Source organism: Yinghuangia soli, from assembly GCF_021502675.1.
GTDB lineage: Bacteria > Actinomycetota > Actinomycetes > Streptomycetales > Streptomycetaceae > Yinghuangia > Yinghuangia soli.
In genome coordinates this window covers 373,731-388,602 of the sequence record NZ_JAKFHA010000005.1, presented here as the reverse complement: position 1 = coordinate 388,602, position 14,872 = coordinate 373,731, and the positions used below count along the sequence as shown (strand labels likewise).

Annotated in this window: 8 protein-coding genes; 3 read left to right on the top strand and 5 right to left on the bottom strand. The window is 72.5% G+C overall.

The genetic code is table 11. The annotated features are described in order from the left end of the window. Positions 1-89: 89 nt before the first annotated feature. On the bottom strand, positions 90-1,187 hold the full coding sequence (locus LZ495_RS12920) for an AAA family ATPase (protein ID WP_235052272.1): 1,098 nt from the start codon (positions 1,185-1,187) through the stop codon (positions 90-92). A 173-nt stretch (positions 1,188-1,360) separates the two neighbouring features. Beyond that, the gene (locus tag LZ495_RS12915; protein ID WP_235052271.1) at positions 1,361-4,021 is read right to left on the bottom strand and encodes an NHL repeat-containing protein; all 2,661 of its coding nucleotides are present in this window, start codon (positions 4,019-4,021) and stop codon (positions 1,361-1,363) included. Positions 4,022-4,380: 359 nt separating this feature from the next. On the opposite strand from LZ495_RS12915, the gene LZ495_RS12910 reads away from it, so the two are divergent. Further along, on the top strand, positions 4,381-6,888 hold the full coding sequence (locus LZ495_RS12910) for a Tex family protein (protein WP_235052270.1): 2,508 nt from the start codon (positions 4,381-4,383) through the stop codon (positions 6,886-6,888). Between the two features lie 941 nt (positions 6,889-7,829). Here the strand turns inward: LZ495_RS12910 and LZ495_RS12905 are convergent. The 3 genes from LZ495_RS12905 to LZ495_RS12895 all read right to left on the bottom strand — a co-directional run bounded on the left by LZ495_RS12905 (position 7,830) and on the right by LZ495_RS12895 (position 11,957). Beyond that, positions 7,830-8,561 carry a DUF7873 family protein gene (locus LZ495_RS12905; RefSeq protein WP_235052269.1) on the bottom strand — a complete coding sequence of 244 codons (732 nt, stop codon included), beginning with the start codon at positions 8,559-8,561 and terminating at the stop codon, positions 7,830-7,832. 67 nt (positions 8,562-8,628) lie between these two features. Then, complete coding sequence (locus LZ495_RS44795) at positions 8,629-11,190, bottom strand: GcvT family protein (RefSeq protein WP_235052268.1); 2,562 nt, start codon at positions 11,188-11,190, stop codon at positions 8,629-8,631. Then, positions 11,187-11,957, bottom strand: a complete 771-nt coding sequence (locus tag LZ495_RS12895; RefSeq protein ID WP_235052267.1) for a GntR family transcriptional regulator — start codon at positions 11,955-11,957, stop codon at positions 11,187-11,189. The genes LZ495_RS44795 and LZ495_RS12895 overlap by 4 nt, the downstream gene beginning before the upstream one ends. A 240-nt stretch (positions 11,958-12,197) precedes the next feature. Between LZ495_RS12895 and LZ495_RS12890 the strand changes: the two genes are divergently transcribed. Continuing rightward, on the top strand, positions 12,198-13,193 hold the full coding sequence (locus LZ495_RS12890) for a choline/ethanolamine kinase family protein (RefSeq protein ID WP_235052266.1): 996 nt from the start codon (positions 12,198-12,200) through the stop codon (positions 13,191-13,193). Positions 13,194-13,211: 18 nt separating this feature from the next. Continuing rightward, positions 13,212-14,789 (top strand): amino acid permease, encoded by a 1,578-nt coding sequence (locus tag LZ495_RS12885; RefSeq protein ID WP_235052265.1) that lies wholly within the window; start codon positions 13,212-13,214, stop codon positions 14,787-14,789. Positions 14,790-14,872: the final 83 nt, after the last annotated feature.

Here is a 14,872-nt window from a genome sequence, read left to right as displayed (position 1 = left end):
CGACGCGCAGGCCCGTCGCGGTGAGCGGTACCACCCGCGCGATGCGCCGCCGACGGCTTGCGGACCCGCGGCGGGCGGCTGCGCCGGACTCAGTCCGCACCGGCGGACGACCTGGTGACGCGGCCGGACTGGCCGGTGCCGGGCTGCGGTACGGGAACCCGCGCGATGACCTCGGCGACGAGGTCCGCGGCGGTGACCCCGGACAGTTCCGCCTCGGGCGAGAGCAGCAGCCGGTGCGCGAGCACCGGGCCTGCCAGGGCCTTGACGTCCTCGGGGAGGGCGTACGAGCGTCCCCGTGCGCCCGCGCGCACCCGGGCGGCCCGGACCAGGGCCACGCTCCCCCGCGGCCCGGCCCCCAGGCGCACACTCGGCAGTTCGCGGGTGGCGACCGCGACGCGCACCGCGTAGTCGACGACCGGCCCCGGCACCCGGACGCGTTCGCGCACCACCTGCGCGAACTCCGCCACGTGCCGCGCGGTCGCGATGGTCGGCAGCACGTCCGCCGACTCGGCCGCCTGCCCGCCCCCGGCGACCAGGACTTCGGACGCATAGTCGGGGTAGCCCACGGTCAGCCGCATCATGAAGCGGTCGAGCTGGGCCTCGGGCAGCGGGTAAGTGCCGGCCATCTCGACCGGGTTCTGCGTCGCGAACACCAGGAAGGGTCGCGGCACTTGGTGGGTCACGCCGTCGACGGTGACGCGGCCCTCCTCCATCACCTCCAGCAGCGCCGACTGGGTCTTGGGGGACGCCCGGTTGATCTCGTCGCCGATGACGACGTTGGCGAAGACCGGCCCGGGCAGGAACTCGAAGCGGCCCGAGTCCTGCCGGAAGACCGACACCCCGGTGATGTCGGAGGGCAGCAGGTCCGGGGTGAACTGCACCCGGTGGCAGGACCCGTCCACGGACGCGGCAAGAGCGCGCGCCAGCGTGGTCTTGCCGGTGCCCGGCACATCCACGACCAGCACATGCCCCTCCGCGAACAGGCAGATCAGCGCCAGTTCCACGACATCGCGCTTGCCCTTCACCACGCGCTCGATGTTGTCGGCCAGTGCGGTGAAGCACTCGGTGAACAACTTGAGCGCGCCGGGTGCGGTCTCCGCGCCGAACCCGGAGCGGGCACCAGGCGCGGCCTCGGGGCCGGCCGCGTCGCGTGCCGCCTCGCCGGCGTGCTGCGGGACGGTGGTCATGCTCGGGCGATCTCCTCATGTGCAGAGACAAGGGACGGAGCCGGCGGTACGCGGCTGCCGGGTGTGCAGTCCAGGCGAGGCGGCCCGCGGGCGCGAGGTCCGGCGCGAACGGGGAACCGGGGCCGGTCGATCGACCCTGGTTCCCCGCTCGCCTCAGGTCCGGCCCATGCGGATCACACCTCGCGAAGGCGCGGTGCCGCCGCGGCGGTCCCGTCGGTCCGCGGCCGCTCCGGCTCGGGCGTCGCGCCGCCGCCCGGCCGTACATCCGCGGCCTTCACGGTGCCGACCGGCTGCCGCGTCTGCGGTGCCGTGTCCATCCCCGCGCCGGCCGGGGCGTTCGGCCCGGGGGCGATGGTGTGCGGGTACGCGGTCGCCACCGGCCGCAGGTCGAGCGACGCGGTGCCGACCGGGCCGCAGCCCGCCGCGCTGCCCGCGGTGACGGTGACCTGGTGGACCTTGCCGGACTTGACCCCGTCGAGGGCGAGCGAAAGCGAACGGGTCTCCTGGGTCCGGCCGTCGACCTCGACGGTGTACCAGACCTCGGACGCCCCGTTGCGGGCCGCCGCGCTCCAGCTGATCGTGCCGCCGGTACCGCTGGTCGACGGCTTCGCGGTCACCTTGCCGACCGAGCCGGGCACCGTGCACGGGCGGACCGGGACCGAGGCCGGCGACGTCGCGGTCCCGCCCACGTAGTGCGCGACGACCTTGAAGCTGTACTCCTGGTCGCACGAGCCGCCCGAGACGGTGAACTGGAACGGTCCGTCCGAGTCGACGGTCGCGGGGCTCACCTTCATGCCGGTCGCCACGTTCGTGAGCGAGTAGCTGTGCGGCCGGGCTCCGCCCGAAGGGGCGAACGTGATCACGATGCGCCCCGGGCCCGAGGTCGCCTCCGGCTGCCCGGGCGGCGTGGTCGGCGTCGGCGACGTGGTCGGCGGCTTGCTGGTCGCGGGTGCCGACGTGGCGGGCGCGGCCGTCGTCGGCGCGGCGGTGGTCGGCACCGGCGTCGTGGGCGCCGGCGTCGTGGGTGCGGTGGTGGTCGGCGGCGCCGTGGTCGGCGCCGGGGTGGTCGGCGGCGTCGTGGGGACGGTCGCCGTCGGCGTGGGCTCCGGACCGGCGGTCGGGGTCGGGCCCGGCGGGACCGGGACGTCGGTCGGGAGCGGCGGCAGCACGATCACGGGCGGCTGCGAAGGCGCCGCGGTCGGCTGACCGCCGCTGCCACCGGCGGAACTCCCGCCTGTGGAAGCGCCGTTCCCGCCACCGTTGCCATTGCCCCCGCCGTTGCCCCCGCTGTTGCCATTGCCCCCGCTGTTGCCGCCGGCGGGGCCGCCGCCGGAACCGCCCGCGGAACCCCCGCCGACGGATGCCGGGGCAGGCGGTTCGGCACCGCCGCCGGCACTGCTGTCGCCGGTCCCGCTCGTCCCCGTGCCGGTGCCGTCGGGTCCCCCGCCGACCGGTGCGTCCGGTGCGTACTTGCCGACCGGGTGGGCGGCACCGGTGGCGTCCACCACGGTCGCGGCGGAGCTGTTCTGGTCGTTGACCCACAGCATGCCGTCGCGGACGAACGACTCCAGCGGTCCGGGCTTGCCGGTGACCTTGATCTGCGGGTCGAACTGGGCCTTGGCGGTGTCGTAGACGATGAGGTTGCCGTGCCCGCGGTCCGGGATGTAGACCCGGGCGCCGAGCACCTGAGGCGGTGCGTACGAACCGGCGCGGCCGCCGATGCCGAGCGGCACCGCGGTGACCGAGCCGTGGTCCAGGTCGACCAGGACCAGGGTCCCGGTGTCGCTCGCGAGGACCGGCACCAGCGAGCCGGGCGTGGTCTCCGGGGCGAGCAGCAGGTCGTGGTCGGCGCGGCCGAGGGTGTCGGGCAGCCGGATGGTCAGCGTCGGGCCGCCCGCAGCGACCACGGTCAGCACGCCCGCGCGCGGGTCGGTGACCACCGGGCGGTCGCCGGCGAGCGTCAGGCGCAGGGCACTGCCGGGCTCGGAGACCCGGATCGGGACGCCGGGCTGCGCGCCGCGCACCGGGACGACCTGGCCCTTGCCGGGCAGCGGCACCCACAGCGTGCCGCGCGAGTCGGCCTGGGCCCGGCCGAGCGGCTTGTCGCCGAGGTCGACCGGCCCGGAAAGCGGGACGAGGTCCACCGGGTTGATGGGCCGGATGCTGCCCTGCGCCTCGTCGACCAGCCAGGTGCTGCCGCCGCCTGCCACCAGCCGCAGGCCGGGCGTGCCGTAGTCGTAGCGGTACGGGACGGACAACTGGCCGGGGTCGATCCGCGAGACCACGCCGGTCTGCTGGTCGACGACGAAGACGTTCGCGCCGTCCTCGGCCACCTGCAGCGGGTGCCCTTCGGTGCCCGGGAGTTGGATGCGGCCGTCGGTGCGGCCGGTGGGCCCGTTCACGTGCGAGGCCGTGCCGTTGCCGGAACTGGGCAGCCAGGCACCGAGGTTGCCGGGCTTGGGCAGGGATCCGGAGGCACCGAGGCCGACCACGACCGAGGCCGCGACGAGGACGCCGGCCAGGGTCACGGCGACGGTTCCGGTCAGCCGGTCGGGGCGGCGCACCAGCCTGCGCAGGCGTCCCGGCGCGGCGGCAGTGCCGTCCCCGCCCGTCCCCGCAGAAGCCGGCGAGTCCGCGGACACCCGGGCCGAACCGGAACCGGAACCGGCAGCCGATGCCGCCGCTCCGGCCGCGGCCCGCTTGCCGGCGTCCGCCTCGACCGGGACTTTCGCCCGGTCGCGCTTGCCCCGGCGCAGCGTGCGCTTACGGGGCTCCTCAGAGGGCTCTTCGTCACCAAGTCGGTGCGGCCGCAGTCCGGTTCGGTTTCCGTCCATGATTTCGAACGCTACCTGCGCGATCGGCGGCTGCCGCGGGCCGAGACGAGTGGCCGCGGAGCTTTCCTCGGCGCGTCCACCGGTGTTCACCGTGCCGTCACCGGCCGAACGACACGCATGCCACACAAGGGATATAACGGATAGTCAGCTGATCGGCAGACCGTTCCGATCGCGCGGGGCGCACGGCGCCGACCTGCGCAGTCTGGGCCCTGCACCCGGGACGGGGGTCCGCGCCGGGCGCGCGCCGGGTCCGGCCCCGGCCCGACGGGGACACGCGCACATGCCGCCGGTGCGACATTCGGGGCCCAACATCGGCAGAATGCCCGGGTACCCCAGTGTGAAGGTGGTTCAGCTCCGTGGTGACGTCCACACCCTCTGTCAACAAGAGGATCGCCGAGGAACTCGGCGTACGCGAAGGGCAGGTGCAGGCCGCAGTCGAACTCCTGGACGGCGGCGCGACCGTGCCGTTCATCGCGCGCTACCGCAAGGAGGTGACCGGCACCCTCGACGACACGCAGCTGCGCAACCTCGAGGAGCGGCTGCGCTACCTGCGGGAGCTGGAGGACCGCCGGGCGGCGATCCTCGAATCGGTCGAGGCGCAGGGCAAGCTCGACGACGCGTTGCGCGAGCAGATCCTGGCCGCCGACTCGAAGGCGCGGCTGGAGGACATCTACCTTCCGTACAAGCCGAAGCGGCGCACCAAGGCGCAGATCGCGCGCGAGGCGGGCCTCGAACCGCTCGCCGACCTGCTGCTCGGCGACCCCGGCCAGGACCCGCAGGGGGCCGCGGCCGGTTACGTGGACGCCGACAAGGGCGTCGCCGATGCGGCGGCCGCCCTGGAAGGCGCCCGGTCGATCCTGGTCGAGCGGTTCTCCGAGGACGCCGACCTGGTCGGCGAGCTGCGCGAGCGGATGTGGACGCGGGGCCGGCTGGCCGCCAAGGTCCGCGAGGGCCGCGAGGAGGCCGGTGCGAAGTTCTCGGACTACTTCGACTTCTCCGAGCCGCTGACCCGGCTCCCCTCGCACCGCATCCTGGCGATGTTCCGGGGCGAGAAGGAGGAGATGCTCACCCTCACCCTGGAGCCGGACGACGAGCCGGCCGACCCGGCCGCCGGGCCGACCGACTACGAGCGGCGCATCGCGCAGCGGTTCGGCATCGCCGACCGCGGGCGGCCCGCGGACAAGTGGCTCGGCGACACCGTGCGGTGGGCCTGGCGCACCCGGTTCCTGGTGCACCTGGGCATCGACCTGCGCGGCCGGCTGCGGCAGGCCGCCGAGGACGAGGCGGTGCGGGTGTTCGCGGCGAACCTGCGCGACCTGCTGCTCGCCGCGCCGGCCGGGACCCGGAGCACGATGGGTCTGGACCCCGGCCTGCGCACCGGCGTCAAGGTCGCGGTGGTGGACGCCACCGGCAAGGTGGTGGCCACCGACACGATCTATCCGCACGAACCGCGGCGCCGCTGGGACGAGTCGATCGACACGCTCGCCCGCCTCGCCAAGGCGCACAACGTCGAGCTGGTCGCGATCGGCAACGGCACCGCATCACGCGAGACGGACAAGCTGGCCGGCGACCTGATGAAGCGGCACGCCGAGCTGGACCTCACCAAGATCGTCGTGTCCGAGGCGGGCGCGTCGGTCTATTCGGCGTCCGCCTATGCCTCGCAGGAACTCCCGGATCTGGACGTGTCGCTGCGCGGCGCGGTGTCCATCGCGCGCCGCCTGCAGGACCCGCTGGCCGAGCTGGTCAAGATCGACCCGAAGTCGATCGGGGTCGGCCAGTACCAGCACGACCTGTCCGAACTCCAGCTGTCCCGTTCGCTGGACGCGGTGGTCGAGGACTGCGTGAACGCGGTCGGCGTGGACGTGAACACCGCATCGGTGCCGCTGCTCACCCGGGTGTCGGGCATCGGCGGCGGCCTGGCCGAGAACATCGTGCTGCACCGCGATGCGAACGGCCCGTTCAAGAACCGCAAGCAGCTCAAGGACGTGGCCCGGCTCGGCCCGAAGGCGTTCGAGCAGTGCGCGGGCTTCCTGCGCATCCCGAACGGCGACGACCCGCTGGACGCGTCCAGCGTGCACCCCGAGGCCTATCCGGTGGTGCGGCGCATCGCGGCCGCGGTGGGCGGCGACGTGACCGCGGTGATGGGCAAGGGCGCCGTGCTGCGGGGGCTGAGCCCCAAGGAGTTCGTGGACGAGAAGTTCGGTCTGCCGACCGTCACGGACATCCTGGCCGAGCTGGAGAAGCCGGGCCGCGACCCGCGCCCGGCGTTCAAGACGGCGACCTTCAAGGAGGGCGTCGAGCAGCTCACCGACCTCAAGCCCGGCATGCTCCTCGAGGGCGTGGTCACCAACGTCGCGGCGTTCGGTGCGTTCGTGGACGTCGGCGTGCACCAGGACGGCCTGGTGCACGTCTCGGCGATGTCCGACCAGTTCGTGAAGGACCCGCGCGATGTGGTGAAGCCCGGCGACATCGTGCGGGTGAAGGTGCTGGACGTGGACATCCCGCGCAAGCGCATCTCGCTGACGCTGCGCCTGGAGGACGAAGCAGCCGGGGCCGGTTCGGGCTCGGGCGGGGCGGACGGCCGGCGTACCGCGCCGGGCCCGCGCCGTCCGCAGCAGGGCGACCAGCGCGGCGGCCGCCAGGGCCAGGGCGGCTCCGGCGGTTCCGGTGGCCAGGGCGGTCAGGGCGGCCGGGGCAATCGCGGCGGCCGGGACGACCGGGGCGAGCGCGGCCGCAACGACCGGGGCGGGAACGACCGCGGCGCGAGCCGCGGCAACTCCCCTGCGGGCAGTGGTGCGTTGGCCGATGCGCTGCGGCGTGCCGGTCTTGTGGAGGGTGACGGCGGCCCCTCGCGCGGCCGCCGGTAGTACCGGCCGGGCAGCGCGACACGCGGCTGCCGGCTTGTCGGATAAGTGAGGCGGGCGGCGGGGTGGGGGGTTTGGTGGGGGGGGGGGGGGGGCGGGGGCCCGCCCCGCCTGCTGTGTGTCACCGGAACTCCACCACCGTGGTGGGGTGCGAGGTGGCCGAGGTGTGTGCGCGCCCGGCGACTGCTGCCGCATGCGCGGAGACGTACCGCTGACGGTCCCGTCCTCGGTTGGCCGAGCAGGACGTGTTCTGACACTTCCAGCCCCAAGTACTCACGGGGACACCTCCGTGTGCGTCGAACGGTGTACCTCTTCCTCACTCGATCGAGGAGGTCGAGATACCGCACACAACATCAGCGGGGGTTGCCGGGTGTCGGCCGCCGGGTCCGTCGTCATGAAATCCGGACCGAATCACGACGGAACTGCGAAATTCGCAACCATTCCGTAAGCGACTATGCCAAGAATATCACGCAATGCATTCGCTTGATTACGCTCCGCACAACCCGCGGATTCGTTCACTCGATCGACGGAACCCGGGGGCCTATCCTGCCCCCGGGCTCCTGGTGTGCCACCGATTCGTGCCGCCCGATACGTTTAAGGGCGCAGGTCATCCGTGAAGTCGCCGTGTCTTCCCGTTGGACCATTCCCGCAGGGAGAGCGGGAAGCGGGAATCGAACCCGCATCCGACGATGACCGCCCGCACCCGGTCGACCCGGGCCGCCGGTGGCGAATACTCAAACTGGGCAGGACGTTGAAGTTGATCGCGGCTGCCTCTGCCGATTTGGGCTACCCCGGCAGGAGTGCCGGGGGAGGGATTCGAACCCCCACTTGACCGCGTCGTCACGACGAGTCTCAGATTGAGCGTGGGTGGCCGGTCCGCCCCTGCGCGGGGCGGGGTGCCCGGCCGGACCCGCCGGATTGCCGTCCGGCGGGGGCTTCGGAGACTACCCGAGCAGGTAGTCGAACACCACGGCGCCGGGGTTGCGGTCCTGCACCTCCGCGCTGTTCGCCTCTTCCCTGGCGAACTTCACGGCGTGCTGCAACTTCTCGACCCGGTCGACGAGTTCGTTGATCCGCCGGGCAGGCAGCGCGCCGGAGAACTTCACGGTCGTCCAGTAGCCGACCGGGACGTCCTCGAAGTACATCTCGACCTGGGCCGGGTGCTCGGCGGTGGCCTCGGCCTTGACGTGGTTGCGCGGCACCTTCTTGGTGCGCACGGTGCGGACCGGATCGGTGCGCCAGGCGTCCGTCGAGGCGTCCAGCGACCACGTCTCGGCGGCGTCGAGCACGGGGAGCTTGCGCACGAACGTGTGCAGGTCGACGAGTTGCTTCTCGAGGAAGAGCAGGTAGCTCACCGGGACGTCACGCAGCAGCGGCGTGCCGGCCACCACCACGTCGGCCCGGGCCTCGCAGTTCGCCCAGTCCTTGGTCGCGGTCACGTCGAAGAGCCGGGTCAGGGTCGCCGCCGTGCTGCGCAGCACGTCCTCGGCCCGCACCTGGACCCGGGTCGACTCGGGCGGGAGCTGCTCGCCCTCTTCGTCCTTGGCCTGGTAGGTCCGTGAAATGCCGGACAGCAGAGGGGACTTCTGCAAGTCCTGATGCGCCTGGGTGAGCTCCTGGAAGGACTTGCTCTTGACGCCCTTCTCCACCGCGATGATCTGGTTCAGCTTCGTCACCCGGCACACCCTAGGGGCGACCCTGCGCTCATCTCAACGCAATATCGTCTTGTCAGAATCGGCGTATTCACCTACGGACCCGTTCCCCCTTCGGGTCGTACAGAACTCCGGCTGCCACTTCGGCGCCGCAGCGCTCTCCCGACAGCCCGATCTCGATCCGGGTGCCGGCCTTGGCCAGGGCAACGGGCAAGTAGGCGTAGGCGATGGAGCGTTCGACGGTGTGGCCGTAGCCCGCAGACGTCACGCGGCCGACCACGGCGCCGTCCGCCAGCACGGGTTCGCTGCCCAGGCACACCGCGCGCGGGTCGTCCAGCAGCAGGCACGACAGCCGGCGCGTGATCCCGGATTCCCGGGCCTGCACAAGGGCTTCGCGTCCGAGGAATCCGCCGGGCTTCTCGTCTTCGCCCAGGCGTACGCAGAAGCCCAGGCCCGCCTCGTACGGGTTCACCTCCGGGGTGAGGTCGCTCCCCCACACCCGGTAGCCCTTCTCCAGGCGCAGCGACTCGATGGCCCGGTACCCGCCCGGAGTGACGCCGGGAAGCTCGGCCAGCGTGCGCCACAGGGCGGCGCCGTATTCGGCGGAGCACGAGAGCTCCCAGCCCAGTTCGCCCACGAAGGTCACGCGTGCCGCGCGTACCGGGACGTCCCCGACGGTGATCTCGCGCGAGGTCAGGTACGGCTGCGCGGCATCGTCGACGGCGTCCGGGGTGAGCGGTGCCAGCACGTCGCGGGCCCGCGGGCCCCACAGGGCGAAGCACGCGTAGGCGCCGGTGACGTCGGCGATCCGGACCGACCCGTCCCGCGGGGCGTGCTTGCGCAGCCACGCCAGGTCGCGCGTCCCGAATGCGGTGCCGGTGAACACCATGAAGGCGTCCTCGGCGGTCCGGGTGACGGTGATGTCGGACTCGATGCCGCCCCGGGCGTTCAGCATCTGCGTGTAGGTGATGTCCCCGATGCCGCGCGCGACGCGGTTGGCGCAGAGCCATTCGAGCAGCGCCGCCGCGCCGGGGCCGGTCACCTCGATCTTGGCGAACGAGGACTCGTCGAACAGCCCGGCCGAGGTGCGGGTCGCGGTGTGCTCCGCCGCGACGGCGGACGTGTGGTCCCGCCCGGCCCAACCCCGCGGGCGCATGGCCTCGGACGCGCTCGGATCCGCACGCTGATCCGCAGTCTGATCCGCGTTCCCCGCATACCAGTTCACCCTCTCCCAGCCCGCCTTCTCGCCGAACACCGCGCCATGCGCCGCATGCCACGCGTATGCCGGCGAGACCCGCAGCGGACGTCCCGCGCGGCGCTCTCGCCCGGGGAAGGGGATGTCGTAGTAGCTCTCGTAGTTCTCGACGGTCCGCTTGAGGGTGTAGCCGGGCGACCGGTAGTGCGCGGCGAACCTGCGGATGTCCATGTGGTGCACGTCGAGGCCGGGCTCGCCGTCCAGGATCCAGTCGGCCATGAGCCGGCCGATGCCGCCGGCACCCGCGATGCCGTGCGCGCAGAAGCCGGCCGCCACGAAGAACCCGCCGACCTCGGTCTCGCCGAGGCAGAACTCGTTGTCGGGGGTGAACGCCTCAGGGCCGTTGACGAGCCGCCGCAGGCCGGTGTCGGCGAGGGCCGGGACGCGCCGCACCGCGTTCTCGGTGATCTCCTCGAAGCGCGGCCAATCCTCGGGCAGGAGACGCCCGTTGAAGTCCGGCGGCACCGCGTCGCGGGCACCGCGGCCCAGCGACCAGGAGGCGGAGCGGCGTTCGTAGCCGCCCATCAGCAGGCCGTCGACCTCCTCGCGGAAGTAGACGAGGTTGTCGGGGTCGCGCAGGGTCGGCAGCCGGGGGCCTCCGCGCTCCCGCATCGGCTCGGTGACCACGTACTGGTGCGACATCGGGACGAGCGGCACGCGGACCCCGGCCATACGGGCGATCTCCGCAGCGAACATGCCGCCGCAGTCGACCACGATCTCCGTCTCGACGTCGCCGCGGTCGGTGCGGACCCGGGTGACGCGCCCGTCCGCGGTGTCGATGCCGAGCACCCGGGTGTGCGTGGCGATCGCGACGCCGCCGCCCCGGGCGCCGGCCGCGAGGGCATACGTGAGCTGCGACGGGTCGACGTAGCCGTCGGTGGGCAGGTAGGCGGCACCCAGGACCCCGGAGACGTCCGCCAGGGGGAACAGGCCGAGCACTTCGGCCGGGGATATCTCGACGAGCGGCAGGCCCATGGTCTGCGCCCAGCCGATCTGGCGGCGGATCTCCGTCATGCGGTCGGGCGTGCAGGCGAGTCTGATGCCGCCGCATTCGACGAAGCCGGGCGGGTTGTCGCCCTGCTGGAGTTCGCGGTACAGCTCGGCCGAGTACATGTTCATGCGGGTCAGCGTCGGGTCGGCGCGCAGCTGCCCGACCAGGCCGGCCGAATGGAACGTCGAGCCGCTGGTGAGTTCGGCGCGGTCGACGAGCAGCACGTCGCGTTCGCCGCGGCGGGCCAGATGGTAGGCGACGCTGGTGCCCCCCACGCCGCCGCCGATGACCACGATGCGGGCCCGGGAGGGTAGTTCGCGGCCGCCCGGGCCGGCAGCCGGTTCGGCTCTGGTGGCGTCCGCACCGGACACGTCGGCAGCAGTCGCAGTCACGTCGGCAGGGCTCACGTCGCGGTTCCTTCCGTTGCGTGCGCGGTCCACACGACGACGCTGGTGCGGTCGCCGCGGAAGAGGTCGTCGGCATGCTCGACCGGGACGCCGGCCGCGTCGTAGGCGACCCGCTCGATGGCGAGCAGCGGGGTTCCGTAAGGGACTTCGAGGAGTGCGGCGATCTCGTCGTCGGCCGCCACCGGTTCGATGCGCTCGACGGCGTGCTGCGGGGCCCGCCCGTACCGGGTGCGGAGCAGCTCGTAGACCGAGCCGCCGAGCGCCTGTTCGGCGAGATCGGGGAACAGTTCGGCGGGGAACCGGGAGCGTTCCAGGGCGATGGGCTCGCCGTCGGCCAGGCGGACGCGGGTGATGTGCACGGCGAGTGCGTCCGGGTCGATGCGCAGGGCCGCAGCGGCCCGCGGGTCGGCCGGGGCGAGGACGACCGCGAGGATCCGGGCGCCGGCTTCGAGGCCTTGGCGGCGGATGTAGTCGGCCAGGCCGCCGAACGACCCGAGGTCGCGCTCGACCTTCGGGGCGGCCACGAAGGTCCCGCCGCCGCGGCCGGGCCGCCGCACCACGAACCCGGAGCGCTCCAGGTCGTGCAGCGCGAGGCGCAGCGTGGAGCGGGAGACGCCCAACCGGTCGGCGAGTTCGCGTTCCGACGGAAGCCGGTCGCCGGGGCGGTATCCGCCGGCCCGGATGGTGTCGGCGACACCGCGCCAGGCGCGTCCGCGCAGCGACGCCTCGGCGGGGTGCGGGGGCAGGTCGTCCTGGTCGACGGGCATACCGCTGTTCCTATCATCGGAACAGCACTAAAGGACATACCAATTGGTGCATCGGTCGGACCAAAGTTCCCCGCAGCGGCCTCTTGACGCCACCGGCGCGGACTCGCAGACTTCCACAGCACCGCACGTCAAGCTCTGCCCTCGCGCCTCTTCGACTGCCTTGCCCGCTGCCCTGTTTCGAATGGGTTAAGGGCAACCCATTGCGTAGTGCCGACCCCTGCCGACCCGCTGGGACACACCGTGACGGCTGCCACCGACGACACTGGCCTCTTCGCCGACCTGCTGGTGCGGGCCGGCCTCGACCCCGGCCCGGCCCCGTCCTTCACGCCGCTGACGGGCGGCCTCAGCCATCGCGTGCTCCGCGTGGACGGCGCCGCCGGGCGGTGCATCCTGCGCATCCTGGACCCCGGGGTGAGCGCCGCGGGCCTGGGCGTCCCCGGCCGCCAGGAGATCGCCAACACCGCCGCCGCGGCCCGCTCCGGGGTCGGCCCGCGCGTGCTGGGCGCGCTCGACGAACCGGCCGTCCTGGTCCTGGAATTCGTCGAGGGCCGGACTCTGGAGGCACGCGATATCGCGGACCCGGGCACGCTGGTGCGCATCGCCGCGGCCTGCCGCCGCCTGCATGCCCGCACGCCCCGCTTCGGCAACGGCTTCGACATCTTCCGCAAGGCCGAGGAACTGCTCGGGCGCTGCCTGCGGCACGGGCTGCCGGTCCCGCCGGACTACCCGGTCCGGCTGGCCGACCTGGACCGCATCGAGGCGGCGCTGGCCGCGGCCGCGCTGCCGCCGGTGCCCTGCCACAACGACCTGCTGCCCGCCAACTTCATCGACGACGGCCGCCGCGTCCGCATCGTCGACTACCAGCTCTCCGGCATGAACGACCCGGCTTTCGAGCTGGGCGACATCGCCGCCGAGGCGCAGCTGGCCCCGGACGCGGTGGAGGCGCTGACCGCCGCGTACTTCGGCGCCGAGTCGAGTCCCCGGCACACGGCCCGGGTCCGGCTCAACCGCATCGCCTCGGATTTCGCCTGGACCCTGTGGTTCTCGGTCCACCACGGACTGCTCGCCGACACCGCCGCGACTCCCGCGTTCGACTACGGGGCCGAGGCGGCGGACAAGTGGGCACGGGCCGTACACGCCCTGGACGCCGCCGACTTCGGGCGGCTCCTGGACCGTGCGGCGGGACGCAACGCACCACCGGCCGGACCTGCCGGGGCCCGGCCGACCGCCCCCTGACCACCCCTAGGAGGTGCCATGGCGACGACTGTGCCCGAGGATGCTCCGCAGGCCGCGCCCGACCCGCACGACGCGGATGCGGAACGGCTGGCCCAGCTCGGCTACAAGCAGGAGCTGTCCCGGACCTGGAGCGGGTTCTCCAACTTCGCGATCTCGTTCTCCATCATCTCGATCCTGGCCGGCTGCTTCACCACCTTCGGGCAGGCCTGGAACAACGGCGGGCCGATCGCCATCGCCTGGGGCTGGCCGATCATCTCGGCGTTCATCCTGATCATCGGCTTCTGCATGGCGGAGCTGGTGTCGGCGTACCCGACCGCGGGCGGCATCTACTGGTGGGCCGCGACGCTCGGGAAGCCGATCCACGGCTGGTTCACCGGGTGGCTCAACCTGGTCGGCCTGATCGCGGTGACCGCATCGGTCGACTACGGCTGCGCGACGTTCCTCAACATCCTCATCAAGATGTACTCGCCCGGCTGGGACGGCGACCTGAACACGGTCTTCCTGCTGTTCCTGGGCATCCTGGCGCTGCACGCGCTGATCAACATCTTCGGGCACGGCCTGATCGCGATGCTGCAGAACATCTCGGTGTGGTGGCACGTCGCCGGTGTGCTGGTGGTCGTGCTGGTCCTGGTCTTCGGCCCGGACGCGCACCAGGACGCCAAGTTCGTCTTCACCGAGCAGATCAACAACTCCGGCTTCGGGGACGGCTGGTACTGGTTCTTCGTGCTGCCGCTCGGCTTCCTGCTGACGCAGTACACGATCACCGGCTTCGACGCGTGCGCACACGTCTCCGAGGAGACCAAGGGCGCCTCGGTCAGCGCCGCCAAGGGCCTGTGGAAGTCCATCTTCTACTCCGCGATCGGCGGCTGGATCCTGCTCCTGGCCTTCCTGTTCGCGGCCAACGACGTCGAGGCGATCAGCGGGGGCGCGGGCGCCATCGACGTCCTGCTCACCACCGCGCTGAGCGCCAAGCTGGCCAAGCTGGTCATCCTCATCTCGGTGGTCGGCCAGTTCCTGTGCGGCATGAGCTGCGTCACCAGCCTGTCCCGGATGGGGTACGCGTTCAGCCGGGACGGCGGCGTCCCCGGTTCGAAGATCTGGTCCAAGGTCGACGCCAACCGCACCCCGGTCAACGCGGTGATCGGCGGCTGCGTGGTGGCCGCACTCATCACGCTGCCCGCGCTCTACAAGAGCCCGACCGGCGCCCCGACCGCGTTCTACGCGGTGACCTCGGTCGCGGTGATCGGCCTGTACCTGGCGTTCCTCATCCCGATCTGGCTGCGCCTGAAGCAGGGCGACGCGTTCCAGACCGGGCCGTGGAACCTGGGCGCGAAGTACAAGTGGATGTGCTGGGTCGCGGTGATCGAGATCGCGGTGATCTCGGTCTACTTCATCATGCCGTTCTCCCCCGCGGCGGTGCCGTTCAACGACGACTTCACCTGGACCGCGGTCAACTACGCGCCGATCGCGGTGGGCAGCGTGCTGATCGGCATCAGCGTGTGGTGGTACCTGGGCGCCCGGCACTGGTTCACCGGGCCGCGCCGCAACATCGACGAGCAGCCGGCGGGCACGGAGAAGCCGGTTCCCGCGGAGTGACCCCGCGGCCGGGCCGGGGCGCTTGGCACGCCCCCGGCCCGGCCGCCGGCCGTGATGCCCCAACAGGGCCAAGGCCAGTGCGG

Excerpts from the sequence above, each read along its gene's own strand:
- LZ495_RS12920 (WP_235052272.1), bottom strand. The coding sequence starts at position 1,187 with ATGACCACCGTCCCGCAGCACGCCGGCGAGGCGGCACGCGACGCGGCC.
- LZ495_RS12915 (WP_235052271.1), bottom strand. The coding sequence starts at position 4,021 with ATGGACGGAAACCGAACCGGACTGCGGCCGCACCGACTTGGTGACGAA.
- LZ495_RS12895 (WP_235052267.1), bottom strand. The coding sequence starts at position 11,957 with ATGCCCGTCGACCAGGACGACCTGCCCCCGCACCCCGCCGAGGCGTCG.
- LZ495_RS12885 (WP_235052265.1), top strand. The coding sequence starts at position 13,212 with ATGGCGACGACTGTGCCCGAGGATGCTCCGCAGGCCGCGCCCGACCCG.